Consider the following 16,384-nt stretch of genomic DNA (forward strand, 5'->3'; position numbering starts at 1 on the left):
CGCTCAAAAGCCCTTATTTGATGGCGCCGGGCAAGCCCCCTCACGAACACGCTACCACCATGTACGACTAAAGTCGTAGTGCTAGGACTTGGCAGAAGATCAAATTGTGTACCATAGTGGACTTGGAGAAGGCAGGGGAGAGCCTTCAGGGGAGGACTACGTGGCGGAGGCCGCAAACCAGATTGAAATGCCAATCGGCGTCGTCGTGCGCAAAACACCCGGTGTAACCCGCTGGGCGAAATGGAACTGGCGTGCCGTCGCCGTTTTGCCGGGCGCAGGCCCGGCGGATTGGCATGAGATGCGGCGCGAAGGTGAGGCTGTTGAATACCACGCAGCCACCCTGCCCCTGACCCTGTGGGCGGATGAGACCGAGGCTTACATGGTGAACCTGTCTGACGGTCAGCCCTCGATCTATCTTGTTCTGCGGGATGCGCTGGATGGGCAGCGCCCGATGGATGCGGTTTTGGTCACCGCCTCTCCGTTCGAGGGGCAGGATTACGCGGATACCGGCGAAGAGATTGTCGAGAAAATCCCCATGACCGAAGGGCTGATCGCCTGGGTTCGGGATTTCGCTTTGGAACATCACCGCGACGAGGTCTTTGTCAAACGTCGCCGGGACAAAAAGCGCACCGACTTGGTCGAGGATGGCAAAGGCGATGCGCGCATCCGGCAGGACTCGGACGTGTATCGTGCACCGCGGAGGATCATCCAATGACCCAGCCGCGCGATTTCTGGTCTCGCCGCAAGGCCGCCGTTCAGGCCGAGGCCGAAGCAGAGGTGATCGCCGCCGAGGAACTGGCCGTTGCCGAACAGCGCGCCGAGTTGGAGGAAAAGACAGACGCCGAGATTCTGGCCGAGTTCAACCTGCCCGACCCCGATCAGCTGCAGGCGGGCGATGATGTCTCGGGCTTTATGGCCAAGGCCGTGCCCGACCGCCTGCGCCGCCGTGCCCTGCGGCGGTTGTGGCGTCTGAACCCGGTGCTGGCCAATGTCGACGGGCTGGTCGATTATGGCGAAGACTATACCGACGCGGCCTGTGTCATCGAAAACCTTCAAACGGCCTATCAGGTTGGCAAGGGGATGCTGGCGCATGTCGAAGCCCTGGCCGCGAAGGCCGAGGAAGACGAAAGCGAGGCACCGGTCGAAGAACTGTTGCCGGAACCAGAGGTCGTCGAAGAGCCCACGCCCGAGCCCGAACCGGTGCAGATGGCCCAGATCGAAGAGCCGGAAGAAGAAGACGCCCACCCCCCGTCCCCGCGTCGCATGAAATTTGAATTCGAAGGATAACGCAATGACCGCAAGCGAAGCGCAAAAATTGGATGTCTCGGCCGAGGATCGTCTGCGCGCGGATTTCTACAATTTCCTGGGGCTGCTGCTGTCCGCCCCGCCCGATCAGCTGTTGCTGGATCAGGTGGCGGGTCTTGGCGGCGATGAAACCGATCTGGGTCAGGCCATTCAGGCAATGGCGCGGGTGGCCAAAGTCACCAAACCCGCTGCGGCCGAGCGTGAGTTTAACGCGCTGTTCATCGGGCTGGGCCGGGGTGAGCTGCTGCCTTACGCCAGTTTTTACCTGACCGGCTTCCTGAACGAAAAACCATTGGCGCAACTGCGCAATGACATGGCCCTGCGCGGCATCACCCGCGCCAGGAACGTGTTTGAACCCGAAGACAACATCGCCTCACTGATGGAGATGATGGCAGGCATGATCGTTGGCCGCTTCCGTGCACCTGTCACCTTGGACGATCAGAAAACGTTCTGGAACAAGCATATCGGCCCCTGGGCCGCGCATTTTTACTCGGATTTGGAAGGTGCCGAAAACTCGGTCCTCTATGCCTCGATCGGCACTGCCGGTCGGGTCTTTATGGAGATCGAACGCGAAGCCTTTCGGATGACGGCGTAACCCGCCACTCGCCGGTGCCCGACAGGTGCCAAACAGCAAATGGGAAAGGAGACCCCCATGAGCAAGACCAAGGAAGAAGGCGCGACGCGCCGCGACTTCCTCAAACTGGCCGGAACCGCAGCACCCGCTGCCGTCGCCGCCGCCAGCCTGACCGGACAGGCCGAAGCAGCCGAGCTGCCTACGGACGAAACCCGGATGCAGGACACCGCGCATACCCGCGCCTATCTGGAGAGCGCCCGGTTCTGACCCGGACGTTGTCACCCCCGACTGACGGTTGCGATTGGCCCTGACGTCGGTTTGCACAGTACCAAGCCAGCCGTGGCTGACACGGCGCGCAAGGGAGGAAAGAAATGCTTAGGAAAAAGACCAACGGGGTTGCGAGACGCCCCCAGCGGACAAGTATCCTGTCCCAGGTCGGCGAGAAAACCGTCGATCGCCGCGCATTCCTGCGCGGATCAGGCCTGACGATCGGCGGCCTTGCCGCGATCAGCGCCACGGGCGGAACCGTGACACAGGCCAGTGCAGCCGCCTCGGCAACGGGCGCGGTTGATCTTGTAAAATCCGTCTGCACACACTGCTCGGTCGGCTGTACCGTTGTGGCCGAAGTGTCTAACGGCGTCTGGGTCGGGCAGGAACCCGGCTGGGACAGCCCGTTCAACCTGGGTGCGCACTGCGCCAAGGGGGCATCCGTCCGCGAGCACGCTCATGGCGAGCGCCGCCTGAAATATCCGATGAAAAAGGAAGGCGGAGAGTGGAAGCGCATCAGCTGGGAACAGGCGATCGACGAGATCGGCGACGGCATGATGAACATCCGTCAGGAATCCGGGCCGGACAGCGTGTACTGGCTGGGCTCCGCGAAACATAACAACGAACAGGCCTATCTGTTCCGCAAGTTCGCCGCCTACTGGGGCACGAACAACGTGGACCACCAGGCCCGTATCTGCCACTCGACCACGGTTGCGGGCGTTGCGAACACATGGGGCTACGGCGCCATGACCAACTCGTATAACGACATGCACAACAGCCGGGCCATCTTTATCATCGGTGGTAACCCGGCCGAGGCGCACCCCGTCTCGCTGCTGCATATCCTGCGTGCGAAAGAGCAGAACAACGCCCCTCTGATCGTCTGCGACCCGCGCTTTACGCGCACCGCGGCCCATGCGGATGAATATGTCCGTTTCCGCCCCGGCACCGACGTTGCATTGGTTTGGGGTATCCTGTGGCACATCTTCGACAACGGCTGGGAGGACAAAGAGTTCATCCGCACCCGTGTCTGGGGTATGGACCAGATCCGCGAAGAGGTTGCCAAGTGGAACCCCGAAGAGGTTGAGCGCGTCACTGGTACGCCCGGCTCGCAGCTGCGCCGCGTCGCCCGGACCATGGTGAACAACCGCCCCGGCACCGTCGTCTGGTGCATGGGTGGTACGCAACACACCAACGGCAACAACAACACCCGCGCTTACTGCGTGCTTCAGCTTGCGCTGGGCAACATGGGCACCTCGGGTGGTGGCACCAACATCTTCCGTGGCCATGACAACGTGCAGGGCGCGACGGACCTTGGTGTTCTGTCCCACACCCTGCCCGGCTATTATGGCCTGTCCAAGGGGGCATGGGGTCACTGGTCGCGTGTTTGGGGTGAAGACCCCGAATGGCTGGCGGGTCAGTTTGCCACGATCAAGGACAAGGAGGGCAAGGATAAACCGCTTCAGAATGAGCGCGGCATCCCGGTCTCTCGTTGGATCGACGGCATTCTCGAAGACCCGGCCAACATGGATCAGGACAATAACGTCCGTGCCATGGTTCTGTGGGGCCACGCGCCCAACTCGCAGACCCGGATGACGGAAATGAAGACGGCGATGGAAAAGCTGGACATGCTGGTCGTGATCGACCCGTATCCCACCGTTTCCGCCGTTCTGCATGACCGCACCGATGGCGTCTATCTGTTGCCGGCCTGTACACAGTTCGAAACCCGTGGTTCTGTCACGGCCTCGAACCGGTCGCTGCAGTGGCGCGACAAGATCGTCGAGCCCCTGTTCGAAAGCCTGCCGGACGAGGTCATCATGGCCAAGTTCGCGAATAAGTTCGGCTGGGCAGATCGGCTGTTCCGCAATATCGAGATGGACGACCCCGAAACCCCGAATGTTGAAAGCATCACGCGTGAATTCAACTCGGGCCTCTGGACCATCGGCTATACCGGTCAGTCGCCGGAACGTCTGAAAAGCCATATGGCCAACCAGCACACGTTCGACAGAACCACGCTGCAAGCCATTGGTGGACCCAACGACGGCGAGTATTACGGTCTGCCCTGGCCCTGCTGGGGAACGGCCGAGATGGGTCATACGGGGACACCGAACCTGTATGATATGTCCAAGCCGGTGGCCGAAGGTGGCCTGACCTTCCGCGCCCGTTTCGGTGTGGAGCGTGATGGTGACAACCTGCTGGCCGAAGGGGTCTATAGCGTTGGATCGGAAATTCAGGATGGATATCCGGAATTCACGATGCAAATGCTGATGGACCTTGGCTGGGACGGCGACCTGACCGCCGAGGAACGCGCAGCAATCGACGCTGTTGCGGGGCCGGAAACCAACTGGAAAACCGACCTGTCGGGCGGCATCCAGCGGGTTGCGATCAAGCATGGCTGTGCGCCCTTCGGGAACGCAAAGGCCCGCGCGGTCGTCTGGACCTTCCCGGACCCGATCCCGCTGCATCGCGAGCCGCTCTATACCAACCGGCGCGATCTGGTCGAGGACTATCCGACCTATGAGGACCGGCATGCCTATCGCCTGCCCACCCTTTATGCTTCGATCCAAAAGAACGACTTTTCAAAGGATTACCCGATAATCCTGACATCGGGTCGTCTGGTCGAATATGAAGGCGGCGGCGAGGAAACCCGGTCGAACCCGTGGCTGGCCGAGCTGCAGCAGGACATGTTCGTCGAGATCAACCCGCGCGATGCCAACAACCTTGGTATCCGTGACGGGCAACAGGTCTGGGTCGAAGGTCCAGAAGGCGGCAAGGTCAAGGTGATGGCGATGCTGACCAACAGGGTCGGTGCCGGTGTGGCCTTTATGCCGTTCCACTTTGGCGGCCATTTCCAGGGTGAAGATCAGCGGCACAAATACCCCGCCGGTGCAGACCCCTATGTCTTGGGTGAAAGTTCCAACACCGCCCAGACCTATGGCTACGATTCAGTGACCCAGATGCAAGAGACCAAAGCGACTCTTTGCAAAATCTGGGCAGCGTAAGGAGGAGAAGAGAACATGGCAGCAAGAGCAAAATTTCTCTGCGACGCCGAACGCTGCATCGAGTGCAATGCCTGCGTCACCGCGTGTAAGAACGAACACGAGGTGCCGTGGGGCGTGAACCGCCGCAGGGTGGTGACGATCAATGACGGTGACCCGGGCGAACGCTCGATCTCGGTGGCCTGTATGCATTGCTCGGATGCGCCCTGCATGGCGGTGTGCCCGGTCGACTGCTTCTATCAAAACGAAGAAGGGGTCGTCCTGCATTCCAAGGACCTGTGCATTGGCTGTGGCTATTGCTTTTACGCGTGCCCGTTCGGTGCGCCGCAATACCCGCAGGCGGGCAACTTCGGATCACGCGGCAAGATGGACAAATGTACCTTCTGCGCCGGTGGCCCCGAGGAAACGCACTCGACCGCAGAGTTCGCCAAATATGGTCGCAACCGGATCGCCGAGGGCAAACTGCCCATCTGCGCCGAGATGTGTTCCACCAAGGCCCTGCTTGCCGGTGACGGCGACGTGGTCTCGGCCATTTACCGCGAGCGCGTCGTTGCCCGCGGCTTTGGCTCGGGCGCGTGGGGTTGGGGCACGGCCTACGATCAGAAAGACGGCTAAGGTCTTAACCAAGAAAGACAACCCCCACGCGTTGGGGGTTGTTCCACTTTTGCCGGTGGCTGCTGGTCAGCCGCCGCAATTTCTGACCCTGCTGGAGCGAACATGACCAACGATGTCTATTGGCTGTTGAAGCTGGATTTAAACACCGAAAAACAGTCTGAGTTCGAAGCCCTGATGACCGAAATGGTCAATGCGACCCTGCAGGAAAGCGGTGCCAAAAGTTATGAGTGGCACCAAAGCGATGGGTCCGTGCACATCTATGAACGTTATGCCAGCTCTGACGACGCCATGATCCACATGCAGAATTTTGGGGCAAATTTCGCGGATCGGTTTTTGTCTTTGCTGACCCCGGTCCAACTCGACGTCTATGGCCCCGCAAAAGATGACCTGCGCGCCGCGCTCGGACCCGTTGGCGCGGTCTTTCATCGGCAGATCGGCGGCTTTGACCGCTGACCCATACTCATATTCGGAGAGTTTCCCCCATGCGTTTGATTCAATTTCTGCTCGTCTCACTTTTCCTGACCGGCGCCGCATGGGCTCAGGAAACCACCCCGCCACCTGCGCCGGACCGGGCCACCACCGGCGGTGCAACAACGCTGGAAGACATCCTTGCGCGTCAGCGTGGCGAGCAAGTGGACAATACCTATCGCTCGGAAAACACGGGCCAAGGTAATGTCGAAGGGCTGCTGGGTCAGTTTGGCACACGGGGCATTGCATCTGACAGCGACGTGTACCGCGCGATCCGCTATGGGTCGGCCAATACCACCGTGTCTTCTCAGGGCCCCGCAGCGGGCGTGTTGATTCAGGACGGCGGCATGTGGTGGTGGAACTTCCGCACCGGGCCATTGCGGGAATATGGGACCTATATCATTGCAGGCATGGCCGCGATTATCCTGCTGTTCTTCCTCATCCGCGGGAAAATCCGCATCGATGGTGAAAAAACCGGCCGCACTGTTCTGCGATTCAACGGGTTTGAACGCTTTGGTCACTGGCTGTTTGCCGGATCATTCATCGTGCTGGCAATTACTGGTCTGCTCAGCCTTTATGGCCGCGATTTCCTGATCCCGATCTTCGGGAAAGAGGGCTTTGCCACCATCGCGCAAGGATGCAAATGGCTGCACAACAACCTGGCCTGGGCGTTCATGCTGGGGCTGATCATCATCACCCTGAACTGGATCGTCCACAACATCCCCAACAAGACCGACCTGAAATGGTTGGCAGCCGGAGGGGGTCTGTTCACCAAGAACAGCCATCCCCCCGCGAAAAAGTTTAACGCCGGTCAAAAGGTGATCTTCTGGGCTTGCGTGTTGCTGGGCGTATCGATCAGCCTGTCTGGCCTGTCGCTGTTGTTCCCCTTCGAACTGCCGATGTTCGCGAAGACCTTTGAGATTGCCAATTCCACCGGCATCCCGCAGGCAATGGGCCTGAACCTGCCGGTGCAAATGTCCCCGCAGGAGGAAATGCAGTACGCACAGGTCTGGCACGTGATGGTCGCTTATGTCTTTATCGCCATCATCATCGCGCATATCTATCTGGGATCGGTCGGCATGGAAGGCGCGTTTGACGCCATGGGCACCGGCGAGGTCGAAGAGCAATGGGCGCGTGAGCACCACTCTCTTTGGCTGGAAGAGGTGCAGGAAAAAGAGGCCAGCAAAGCCGCAGCCTCACCCGCCGAGTAAATGCGCGCACTGGTTCTGGCACTGGCGCTGGTTCCCCTGCCCGCTTTGGCCGAGTTCTTTACGCTCAAAGGTCACGGCGGGCCGATCATGGGGATCGCCACCGCGCCCGATGGTCGGATCGCGACGGCCAGTTTCGACAACTCGGTCGGGCTGTGGTCGGATCAGACGCCCGAATGGCTGGAAGGGCACGAAGCGGCGGTGAACAGCGTCGCCTTCAACGGAACCGCGATCTATTCCGCAGGCGACGACTTTACCCTGCGCCGGTGGCCGGGCGGAGACATTGTCGGCCAGCACAAAGGCAAGATCGTCAGCATCGCGGCCTCGAAAACTCATGTGGCCACCGCCAGTTGGGATGGCACGATTGGTCTGTGGCCGGTGGATGGCTCCGATCCGATGACGCTGGGCCCCACGGGCAGCGGCGTAAATGCGGTGGCGTTTTCCTCGGACGGGACGGCGCTCTATTCGGCGGGGGTCGATGGCTCTCTGCGCCGTTGGGACGTGGCCAGCGGTCAGGAAACGCAGCGTATCATTGAGCATGGGTTTGGCATCAATGAGTTGGTCCTGAACGAACAGGACGGTTGGATCGCCTACGGCGCGGTGGATGGCGTGACCCGCATCCGCGACCTTGAAACCGGATCTGAGCGGGATTTCACGCTGGAACGCCGCCCAATTCTGGCATTGGCGCTCAGCCCAGACCGCAGACTTCTGGCGGTGGGGGATGGCGAAGGCTACATCATGCTGATCGACACGCAGGATTGGCGCATCGCACAGGATTTCCGCGCCACCCTGCGCGGGCCGGTCTGGGCGCTGGCCTTTTCCGCCGATGGTGACAACATCCATGCAGGCGGCATCGATGAGGCCATGTATAGCTGGCCCGTTGCGGCACTGGGCGATCAGGAACGCATGGCCGCTGCCGAGCCCAGTTTCCTGAAGAACCCCGACCAGATGAGCAATGGTGAGCGTCAGTTTGCCCGCAAATGCTCAATCTGTCACAGCCTGACTCCTGATGGGCAACGGCGCGCGGGGCCGACCTTGCATGGCATCTTTGGTCGGCAAGCAGGCACTCTGCCGGGGTATTTCTACTCGGACACGCTGCAAGACTCTGATATCATTTGGAATGACGAGACGATAAATGCCCTTTTCGACGAAGGGCCAGACCATTACATTCCGGGATCAAAGATGCCAATGCAGCGAATTACCCAAGCGCAGGACCGAGACGATCTGATCGCCTTTTTGCGCAGCGCCACGGCACAAACGAACGGAACCGGAGGAGACCAATGAAAGCCTTTCTTGCTGCTGCGGCCGTCATGATTGTGATCACCATAGCTGCGCCCTTCACGCTCAAACAGATCGGGTTCAGCGCCGCGGATGCCGGGTCCGGAGCCGCCGTGCGCCTCGACTGAATGCCCGAATACCTGACCACAAAGGAACTGGCCGACCTGCTGCGCATTGGCGAGCGTAAGGCCTATGATCTGGCCTCATCGGGCGAGGTGCCATGCGTGCGCGCCATGGGCAAACTGCTGTTCCCCCGGGCCGAGGTCGTGGCCTGGCTGAACGCCTCACGCTCGGGCCCGCACGTGGCTGAACCGCCCCTGCCCCCGATTGTCGCCGGCAGCCACGATCCGCTACTGGACTGGGCCTTGCGGGAAAGCGGATCGGGGCTGGCCACCTATTATGACGGATCCTTCGACGGGCTGACCCGGTTGAAGGACCGCAGCGCGCAGGCCGCCGCCCTGCATATCCACGAAGAGGATGGGTTCAACGCAGGTGCTCTGCGCAATCATCTGGGCGAAGCACCCGTCGTTCTGTACGAGGTGGCGCAACGCCAGCGCGGGCTGCTACTGGCCCCGAACGTCACAGAGATCAACGGCTTTGCCGACCTCAAGGGGCGCCGGGTCATCCTGCGACAGGACAGCGCCGCCAGCCAGCGCCTGTTTGAGACGCAGCTTGAGGCCCACGGCCTCACGCGCGACGATCTTGATGCCCTACCCACCTGCGCCCGCACCGAAGAAGAGCTGGCCATCGCCCTGCATGACGGCAAGGCCGAGGCAGGGTTCGGGTTGGGCGCACTGGCCAGCTTGTATGATCTGGGCTTTGTGCCCACCCATGCTGAACGTCTGGACCTTGCCATCTGGCGAAGGGCCTATTTCGATGATCCGATGCTCAAACTGCTGGGTTTTCTGCAATCTGATCGCTTTGCCACCCGCGCCGCCGAATTCGGCGGCTATGAAATTTCCGGTTTGGGCACCATCCACCACAACGGCGCGAGCGGTTGAATCTGGTCACTTGGCGTTGGGAAAGAACAATTGCTGCCCATCCCGTTTGTATGACTCGATCGCCGCCTGTCCGTGAGGTCCAACCAGCCAGTCAATGAACCGCTGACCCGCAGCCGCGCGCACGTTCGGGTGTTTTTCGGGGTTCACAAGGATGACGCCATACTGATTGAACAGACGCGGATCGCCTTCGACCAGCACCTCAAGATTGCCCTTGTTGCCAAAGGACTGCCAGGTTGCGCGATCCGTCAGGACATAGGCGTCCATCCCGCTGGCCACATTCAGCGTCGCCCCCATGCCCGAGCCGGTCTCGCGGTACCACTCGCCCGACGCATCGGTCGGGTCGATCTCGGAAGACTCCCACAGGCGCATCTCGGCCTTATGGGTGCCGCTGTCATCCCCGCGCGAGGCAAATGGGGCCTGGGCGTCGGCCACGGCGGCCATAGCCGCGACAATATCCGTGTCGCCTTTGACCTGTGCCGGGTCCGATTTCGGGCCAACCAGAACAAAATCGTTATACATCACGTCAAAACGCTCAACACCCCAGCCATCGGCTACGAATTTGTCTTCGGCCTGTTTGGCATGCACCAGCAAGACATCGCCGTCACCGTTGACGGCGTTACGGATCGCCTGCCCTGTCCCAACCGCGACCACACGCACATCGATCCCGCTTTCGGCTTCAAAGCCCGGCAGGATGTAATCCAGCAGCCCCGAGTTCTGCGTTGATGTGGTGGATTGCAAGACAATAAACGGCGCCTCGGCGCTTACTGGGTTCGCCATCAGGCCAAGAGACACCAGCGCTGCCCGCGCAATATTACGGATCATTTCGATCTCCATTCTTTTGAATTAAGTCACCAGCCCACCGGCGAGGTAACGGCGCGACGCATCGCTGTCCGGGGCATCCAGAACCTGTTTGGCCACGCCGTGTTCCACCACATGACCGCCCTGCATCATCACAATATCAGCCGCCAACCGCCGCGCCTGACCTATGTCATGCGTAACCATGACAATTCGCACCCCACGGCGCGAGGCGCGCTGGATCATGCGTTCGATCATCTGGGTGGCACTTGGGTCCAGCGCACTAGTTGGTTCATCAAGAAACAGGGTTTCCGGCTCCAAAGCGAGCGCACGCAGGATGGCAAGCCGTTGCGCCTCACCCCCCGACAGGGACCGTGCGGATTGCCGGGCTTTGCCGTCCAGCCCGCCCTCGGCCAGCAGATCTTCGATCCGGGCCTTGCGGGTGCTGCGGTTCAGGCCCTGCCGTTTCAGCACGAAATCCAGATTTGCCGCGACCGAGCGGCGTAGCAGCACAGGCTGCTGAAACACCATCGCCTGCCGCGCCTTGTGCGCGTCATTCAGAACCTCGCCGTCCTGACAGACACGCCCCTGATCCGGTATGATCAGCCCGTGCAAGCAGCGCAGCAACAGGCTTTTGCCCGCCCCATTTGGCCCCAGGATCAAGGTCGGTCCGGGGCCATCCAGTGACAGCTGCGCAACGTCCAGCAGCGTCCTGCCTTTGCGGACGATCTTCACACCATCCACAGTCAGACTGCCTGTCATTTCGCAAATCAGATCACGCATGGCGCAGCCCCTCTTGTTCGGCCCGCAGGCTCAGCGCGCTGACCATGGCGTTCACTGCCACCGCGATCCCAATCAGGATGGCCCCAAGCGCCAGGGCCAGGGCCAGATTGCCCTTAGACGTCTCAAGCGCGATGGTCGTCGTCATCACGCGTGTCACGTGATTGATGTTGCCGCCCACAATGATCACGGCCCCCACCTCGGCAATGGCGCGACCGAACCCGGCAAGCAAGGCTGTCACCAACGCCAGCCGGGCATCCCACAACAGCACCGGCACCGACGCCAGCCGCGACACCCCAAGCGAACGGAGTTGTTCCGAGTATTCCTCGGCCAGCATCTCAATTACCTGCCGGGTCAGTGCGGCCACGATAGGTGTGACCAGAACCACCTGCGCGATGATCATCGCGGTTGGCGTATAGAGCAGCTCCAGAACCCCTAATGGCCCCGACCGGGACAGCATCAGATAGACCAGCAGGCCAACAACCACAGGCGGGAACCCCATCAGCGCGTTCATCAACACGATCAGCGCTCGCCGCCCCGGAAAGCGCGCAACCGCCAAAGCGGCCCCAACCGGCATGCCAATCAGGGCAGAAATCAGCACAGCAAACAGGGAGACTTCGAGAGACAGCAACACTATCGCCCACAGCTCGGCATCCCCGTTTAGGATCAGAGCAAAAGCTGAGCTGAATTCTGATGCAAATCCCTGCATTATTTTCCCACTTTCCGCAATTTCGTATGAAATGCGCGTAATTACAGGGAAATACTAACCGTTTCTGCTGCCAAGTACAGACACGTTTCCGACATTCGAAAAAGAAAACGCGGCCCCCTTTGGGGCCGCGCATGCGCAGGTAATGGCAGTTGGCTTAAAGCGTTTCGGGCTTAACTTGAGACACGAATACCCTGCCACGCCTGCGGCGTTCTCGGGACATTCGTGTCACAGAGTGATTCAGGTAAAACCCGAAACGCTCTAGTTCAACGCCGCATCCGTGATCTGGTGGGTCCACGCGCCCTCGGGCTGTGCGGTGATCACGGGATCAGAGCCACCGGCCAGCAGGGTACTGACGGTGCGGTCAAAATCAGCCGGATCAAGCGCGCCGTTGGACCCGGCGGTCAGCTTGGCGATCTCACCCATCATACGCTTTTGATGCTGTTCGGTCTGGGCACCGGTCGCGTCATTTTCCAGCACGATATCGGCGGCTTCGTCAGGATGCTCCTCGGCGTATTTCCAGCCTTTCATCGAGGCGCGCACGAACCGCTCCATCTTGTCTGTAAACGCGGCGTCGCTCAGGTTTTCTTCCAGAACGTACAGACCGTCTTCCAGCGTAGCGACGCCCTGATCTTCGTATTTGAAGGTTACCAGCTCATCGGGGTTCACGCCCGCATCGATCACCTGCCAGTATTCATTATAGGTCATGGTGCTGATGCAATCGGCCTGACGCTGCAACAGCGGGTCGACGTTGAACCCTTGTTTCAGAACTTCGACCCCGTTCTCGCTTTTGCCGCCGGTGTCGATGCCCAACTGGCTCATCCAGCTCATGAACGGGAATTCGTTGCCAAAGAACCAGACGCCCAGCGTGCGGTTCTTCAGATCCTCGGGCGAGGCAATGCCCGCATCCTTCCAGCAGGTCAGCATCATGCCCGAGCTTTTGAACGGCTGCGCGATGTTCACCAGCGGCAGCCCCTTTTCACGGGCGGCCAGCGCGGCGGGCATCCATTCGACGGTCACATCGGCCCCGCCCCCGGCAATCACCTGCGTCGGCGCTATATCCGGACCACCCGGCAGGATCGTGACGTCCAGCCCCTCTTCTTCGTAGAACCCCTTGTCCTTGGCCACATAATACCCCGCGAACTGCGCCTGCGTGACCCATTTCAGTTGCAAAGTCACCTCATCCGCCGCAAGCACCGAACTGGCTGCCAGGGTAAAGGCGGCGACCGCCCCACTGAAAATCTTATTCATCTTCATGTCTCCTAGTTGCTGTGTGTGCCCCTTTTTCGGGGTCTGTTGAATTCTTTTTATCCGCGTTGTGACGGGTGCCAGAATGTCACCGCCTTCTCGGCTGCTGCGACAAGACCATAGAAAACCGTCCCCGCCAGGGCGGCAACGGCGATCTCGGCCCAGACAAGCCCGATATTGAGGCTGCCGACACCTGTCGAAATACGAAACCCCATCCCGCGCGTGGGTGATCCGAAATACTCGGCCACGATAGCACCGATCAAAGCAAGGGTTGTCGCAATCTTCAACCCGTTGAACACAAAGGGCATCGCCGCAGGCAGTCGCAGTTTCCACAAGGTCTGCCAATAGCTGGCTGCGTAGGTGCGCATCAAATCGCGCTGCATCGCGTCCGCCTCACGCAATCCCTGAACCGTGTTGACCAGGATCGGAAAGAACACCATCACCACGACGACCGCCGCCTTCGAGTGCCAGTCAAACCCGAACCAACTGACCAGAATCGGCGCGATCCCGACGATCGGCAGAGCCGCCGCAAAGTTGCCGATGGGCAATAGCCCCCGCGTCAGAAAGGCCGAGCGGTCAATGGCAACCGAACACACAAACGCCGCAGCGCACCCAATCACAAAGCCGGTCAGCGCGCCCTTGAAGACGGTCTGCTTGAAATCCTCCCACAGCAGGTTTGCCGAACCGACGAACTCTCCCGCCACGCTGGATGGTGGCGGCAGGATCACGGGCGAAACACCAAGCCCCTGCACCAGCCCCTCCCACAGGACCAGCAGCGTGACGCCGAACAGAACGGGCACCACAATGCGAACCATACGGGTTTTACGGTGTTTGGAAATCGCCAGACGGTAATTGACCAGCCAGGCAAGACCCCAGAACAGAAGTGCAAAGGACAACCACGTCATGCGCTCAACCCCATCCGGCGCAGGGCCAGCCTTTGCAACAGATCCAGTAGGGTCACCAACAACCCGGCCAGAATAGCGGCAGCCAAAAGCGCGGCCCAGATGGCCAATGGCGTGCCAAATTGGTCTCCGATCAGGATGCGCGCACCCAGACCCGCCACCGCACCGGTTGGCAGCTCACCCACAATGGTGCCCACCAAGGCAGCCGCGATCCCGACCTTGAGCGAGGTGAACAGATACGGCAGTGAAGACGGCAGCCTGAGCTTGAAAAACCCCTGCGTCCCGGATGCGTTATACGTCTTCAGCAAATCCAGCTGCGGCAAGGACGGCGACCGCAACCCTTTGACCATCCCCACCAGCACCGGGAAATAGCACAAATAAGCCGAGATCACGGCCTTGGGCACCCCGCGCCCCTCGATCCCGATCTGAGAGCTGACGACAATGATCATCGGGGCCAGCGCCACGATGGGAATGGTCTGGCTGATGATCGCCCAGGGCATCAGGCTCATATCCGCGACACGCGAATAGACGATGGCAACGGCGGCCAGAATGCCCAGCGTTGTGCCCAGCAAAAAGCCCCACAGAGTGGATTTCAGCGTCACACCCGCGTGGTAGATGAGGGACCGTTTGGAAAAGGCCCGTCCCTTGACCACCATTTCCCCGGTCGTCTTCCACAATTCCTGCCCCACCTGTCCCGGCGTCGGCAGTCGTGGCCGGTCCAGAGCATACCCGCCCGCGATCGCACCGGGGTTCGAGGCCATCAGCACCCAGACCGAGGTATCCCGACGCTCCAACGCCGTCTCGGGGGTGACGCTTTCGCCTGCCCGCTGGGCCTGATCCAGCGAAATACGGATGTTCATCGGGGCCACGGCCGCATACCAAAGCGCGACAATCGCGGCGAGCACAACCAATATAGGAACAAGGTTCTTCATGGCGCGTCCTGCATCACGGGTGTCTCAATCGTCATAGGAATGCCCCGCCCGCAGCCCCTCGCGTACGCGATGGGCGACCTCGATGAATTCCGGCGTGTCGCGGATGTCCAAGGGTCGCTCTTTCGGCAAGGGGCTGTCGATCACATCGGTGATCCGTCCGGGCCGGGGGCTCATCACCACGATCCTGGTGCTGAGATAGACCGCCTCGGGGATGGAATGCGTCACAAACCCGATGGTCTTGCCCGTCCGCGCCCACAGCGCCAAAAGCTGTTCATTCAGGTGATCGCGCACGATCTCATCCAGCGCGCCAAAGGGTTCATCCATCAGCAGGATATCCGCATCAAACGCCAGCGCCCGCGCGATGCTGGCCCGTTGCTGCATCCCGCCCGACAACTGCCACGGGAACTTGCCGCCAAACCCTTCCAGATCAACGAGTTCCAGAACCTTTTTCACCCGCTCTTCCTGCTCGGCAGCCGAGTACCCCATGATCTCAAGCGGCAGTTTGATGTTCTTGGCAATGGTCCGCCACGGGTACAGCCCCGCCGCCTGAAAAACATAGCCATAGGCCCGCTTCCGCCGTGCCTCATCCGGGGTCATACCATTGACGGTCAGAGTCCCGCCCGTCGGGGTTTCCAGCGCCGCGACACAGCGCAGGAAGGTGGTCTTGCCACAGCCCGAGGGGCCGATAAAGCTAACGAAATCCCCCTTGTTGATGGTCAGGTTGACGTCCTTCAACGCGTGGATCGGACCGTCATTGGTTTGGAAGGTGAGGTCGAGGTTTTCGGCTTCAACTACAGCTTTGCCCGCTTCGTTCATTTCTCTTTTCCCGTTGTCTTCCAGCGGGAAACCATTTGCTCGGTAGCAGCAAAAAGGTTTCCGTTCTTCGCTCTTAAGCGTTCCCCACTGACAAAGTTCTCAAGCCTGTCCCAATCGCGATAGAGCGCAGTGCGCCAATAATCTCGCAGGATTTCCTCGTCAATCGCGCCATGTTTGATCATCCGGGCCATCAGTCCGTAGACACTCAGGATATAACGGGCCAAGCCGCGCTCCTCACTTTCCAAGTCATCATAGCCCCGCTGATGCGGACCACCAAAGAAGTGCTGGCGCGCTTCGCGAAACTGAGCGGCTTGCAACGTTTCGTGGATCACGTGGATCGACTCTCGAAGAAACCTGCGCTCATCTTTGTCCTGACCGCGTGCTTGCAAGCGCATTTGTCGCCAGACAAAGGCTGCGGTCACCATAACAGCAAGCGCGGCAAGAATTGCCGCGACATCCGCCGAGATATCCAGCCAGAACTCCAGCCCCATCA

The 16,384-nt window shown here is 60.4% G+C and carries 19 protein-coding genes; 11 read left to right on the forward strand and 8 right to left on the reverse strand.

Translation table 11 applies throughout. The features are described from left to right. Positions 1–160 precede the first annotated feature (160 nt). From ACRZ94_RS01825 to ACRZ94_RS01875, 11 genes are all read left to right on the forward strand, one after another. Positions 161–715, forward strand: a complete 555-nt coding sequence (locus ACRZ94_RS01825) for a DUF3305 domain-containing protein (RefSeq protein ID WP_480650764.1) — start codon at positions 161–163, stop codon at positions 713–715. Continuing rightward, positions 712–1,287, forward strand: a complete 576-nt coding sequence (locus ACRZ94_RS01830; protein ID WP_480650763.1) for a DUF3306 domain-containing protein — start codon at positions 712–714, stop codon at positions 1,285–1,287. Before ACRZ94_RS01825 ends, ACRZ94_RS01830 begins: the two co-directional genes overlap by 4 nt. Positions 1,288–1,291: 4 nt before the next feature. Further along, positions 1,292–1,900, forward strand: a complete 609-nt coding sequence (locus tag ACRZ94_RS01835) for a TorD/DmsD family molecular chaperone (protein WP_480796544.1) — start codon at positions 1,292–1,294, stop codon at positions 1,898–1,900. A 57-nt stretch (positions 1,901–1,957) separates the two neighbouring features. After that, positions 1,958–2,146 (forward strand): ubiquinol-cytochrome c reductase iron-sulfur subunit N-terminal domain-containing protein, encoded by a 189-nt coding sequence (locus tag ACRZ94_RS01840; RefSeq protein ID WP_480650760.1) that lies wholly within the window; start codon positions 1,958–1,960, stop codon positions 2,144–2,146. 104 nt (positions 2,147–2,250) lie between these two features. Then, positions 2,251–5,145 (forward strand): formate dehydrogenase subunit alpha, encoded by a 2,895-nt coding sequence (locus ACRZ94_RS01845; protein WP_480650758.1) that lies wholly within the window; start codon positions 2,251–2,253, stop codon positions 5,143–5,145. Positions 5,146–5,160: 15 nt separating this feature from the next. Then, entirely contained in the window at positions 5,161–5,757 is a 597-nt protein-coding gene (gene fdh3B, locus ACRZ94_RS01850) for a formate dehydrogenase FDH3 subunit beta (RefSeq protein WP_039530246.1), read from the forward strand. Positions 5,758–5,859: 102 nt separating this feature from the next. Continuing rightward, positions 5,860–6,210, forward strand: coding sequence for a putative quinol monooxygenase (locus ACRZ94_RS01855; protein WP_480650756.1), 351 nt, complete (start codon positions 5,860–5,862; stop codon positions 6,208–6,210). A 29-nt stretch (positions 6,211–6,239) separates the two neighbouring features. Beyond that, positions 6,240–7,436: a formate dehydrogenase subunit gamma gene (locus tag ACRZ94_RS01860; protein ID WP_480650754.1), complete on the forward strand. Its 1,197-nt coding sequence runs from the start codon at positions 6,240–6,242 to the stop codon at positions 7,434–7,436. Next, positions 7,437–8,717, forward strand: a complete 1,281-nt coding sequence (locus ACRZ94_RS01865) for a c-type cytochrome (RefSeq protein ID WP_480650753.1) — start codon at positions 7,437–7,439, stop codon at positions 8,715–8,717. It begins immediately after the preceding gene. Then, entirely contained in the window at positions 8,714–8,839 is a 126-nt protein-coding gene (locus ACRZ94_RS01870; protein WP_480796545.1) for a hypothetical protein, read from the forward strand. Before ACRZ94_RS01865 ends, ACRZ94_RS01870 begins: the two co-directional genes overlap by 4 nt. Further along, positions 8,840–9,712, forward strand: a complete 873-nt coding sequence (locus ACRZ94_RS01875; protein WP_480796546.1) for a substrate-binding domain-containing protein — start codon at positions 8,840–8,842, stop codon at positions 9,710–9,712. Positions 9,713–9,718: 6 nt separating this feature from the next. On the opposite strand, the gene ACRZ94_RS01880 is transcribed toward ACRZ94_RS01875, so the two are convergent. From ACRZ94_RS01880 to ACRZ94_RS01915, 8 genes are all read right to left on the reverse strand, one after another. Next, complete coding sequence (locus ACRZ94_RS01880) at positions 9,719–10,534, reverse strand: ABC transporter substrate-binding protein (RefSeq protein ID WP_480796547.1); 816 nt, start codon at positions 10,532–10,534, stop codon at positions 9,719–9,721. Positions 10,535–10,555: 21 nt separating this feature from the next. After that, positions 10,556–11,290, reverse strand: a complete 735-nt coding sequence (locus ACRZ94_RS01885) for an ATP-binding cassette domain-containing protein (RefSeq protein WP_480650746.1) — start codon at positions 11,288–11,290, stop codon at positions 10,556–10,558. Beyond that, positions 11,283–11,996, reverse strand: coding sequence for an ABC transporter permease (locus ACRZ94_RS01890; protein ID WP_480650744.1), 714 nt, complete (start codon positions 11,994–11,996; stop codon positions 11,283–11,285). Before ACRZ94_RS01890 ends, ACRZ94_RS01885 begins: the two co-directional genes overlap by 8 nt. Positions 11,997–12,254: 258 nt before the next feature. Then, the gene (locus tag ACRZ94_RS01895; RefSeq protein ID WP_480650742.1) at positions 12,255–13,244 is read right to left on the reverse strand and encodes an ABC transporter substrate-binding protein; all 990 of its coding nucleotides are present in this window, start codon (positions 13,242–13,244) and stop codon (positions 12,255–12,257) included. 56 nt (positions 13,245–13,300) lie between these two features. Further along, positions 13,301–14,146, reverse strand: a complete 846-nt coding sequence (locus ACRZ94_RS01900) for an ABC transporter permease (protein ID WP_480650740.1) — start codon at positions 14,144–14,146, stop codon at positions 13,301–13,303. Next, positions 14,143–15,075 (reverse strand): ABC transporter permease, encoded by a 933-nt coding sequence (locus ACRZ94_RS01905; protein ID WP_480650738.1) that lies wholly within the window; start codon positions 15,073–15,075, stop codon positions 14,143–14,145. The genes ACRZ94_RS01900 and ACRZ94_RS01905 overlap by 4 nt, the downstream gene beginning before the upstream one ends. 24 nt (positions 15,076–15,099) lie before the next feature. Beyond that, complete coding sequence (locus tag ACRZ94_RS01910) at positions 15,100–15,891, reverse strand: ABC transporter ATP-binding protein (protein WP_480650736.1); 792 nt, start codon at positions 15,889–15,891, stop codon at positions 15,100–15,102. Continuing rightward, positions 15,888–16,382, reverse strand: coding sequence for a DUF4760 domain-containing protein (locus ACRZ94_RS01915; protein ID WP_480650734.1), 495 nt, complete (start codon positions 16,380–16,382; stop codon positions 15,888–15,890). Before ACRZ94_RS01915 ends, ACRZ94_RS01910 begins: the two co-directional genes overlap by 4 nt. Positions 16,383–16,384: the final 2 nt, after the last annotated feature.

Source organism: Ruegeria sp. CH10 (assembly GCF_056537125.1).

Coding starts and splice junctions, on each gene's coding strand:
- ACRZ94_RS01830 (WP_480650763.1), top strand. CDS start 712: ATGACCCAGCCGCGCGATTTCTGGTCTCGCCGCAAGGCCGCCGTTCAG.
- ACRZ94_RS01835 (WP_480796544.1), top strand. CDS start 1,292: ATGACCGCAAGCGAAGCGCAAAAATTGGATGTCTCGGCCGAGGATCGT.
- ACRZ94_RS01840 (WP_480650760.1), top strand. CDS start 1,958: ATGAGCAAGACCAAGGAAGAAGGCGCGACGCGCCGCGACTTCCTCAAA.
- ACRZ94_RS01845 (WP_480650758.1), top strand. CDS start 2,251: ATGCTTAGGAAAAAGACCAACGGGGTTGCGAGACGCCCCCAGCGGACA.
- fdh3B (WP_039530246.1), top strand. CDS start 5,161: ATGGCAGCAAGAGCAAAATTTCTCTGCGACGCCGAACGCTGCATCGAG.
- ACRZ94_RS01855 (WP_480650756.1), top strand. CDS start 5,860: ATGACCAACGATGTCTATTGGCTGTTGAAGCTGGATTTAAACACCGAA.
- ACRZ94_RS01860 (WP_480650754.1), top strand. CDS start 6,240: ATGCGTTTGATTCAATTTCTGCTCGTCTCACTTTTCCTGACCGGCGCC.
- ACRZ94_RS01865 (WP_480650753.1), top strand. CDS start 7,437: ATGCGCGCACTGGTTCTGGCACTGGCGCTGGTTCCCCTGCCCGCTTTG.
- ACRZ94_RS01870 (WP_480796545.1), top strand. CDS start 8,714: ATGAAAGCCTTTCTTGCTGCTGCGGCCGTCATGATTGTGATCACCATA.
- ACRZ94_RS01875 (WP_480796546.1), top strand. CDS start 8,840: ATGCCCGAATACCTGACCACAAAGGAACTGGCCGACCTGCTGCGCATT.
- ACRZ94_RS01880 (WP_480796547.1), bottom strand. CDS start 10,534: ATGATCCGTAATATTGCGCGGGCAGCGCTGGTGTCTCTTGGCCTGATG.
- ACRZ94_RS01885 (WP_480650746.1), bottom strand. CDS start 11,290: ATGCGTGATCTGATTTGCGAAATGACAGGCAGTCTGACTGTGGATGGT.
- ACRZ94_RS01890 (WP_480650744.1), bottom strand. CDS start 11,996: ATGCAGGGATTTGCATCAGAATTCAGCTCAGCTTTTGCTCTGATCCTA.
- ACRZ94_RS01895 (WP_480650742.1), bottom strand. CDS start 13,244: ATGAATAAGATTTTCAGTGGGGCGGTCGCCGCCTTTACCCTGGCAGCC.
- ACRZ94_RS01900 (WP_480650740.1), bottom strand. CDS start 14,146: ATGACGTGGTTGTCCTTTGCACTTCTGTTCTGGGGTCTTGCCTGGCTG.
- ACRZ94_RS01905 (WP_480650738.1), bottom strand. CDS start 15,075: ATGAAGAACCTTGTTCCTATATTGGTTGTGCTCGCCGCGATTGTCGCG.
- ACRZ94_RS01910 (WP_480650736.1), bottom strand. CDS start 15,891: ATGAACGAAGCGGGCAAAGCTGTAGTTGAAGCCGAAAACCTCGACCTC.
- ACRZ94_RS01915 (WP_480650734.1), bottom strand. CDS start 16,382: ATGGGGCTGGAGTTCTGGCTGGATATCTCGGCGGATGTCGCGGCAATT.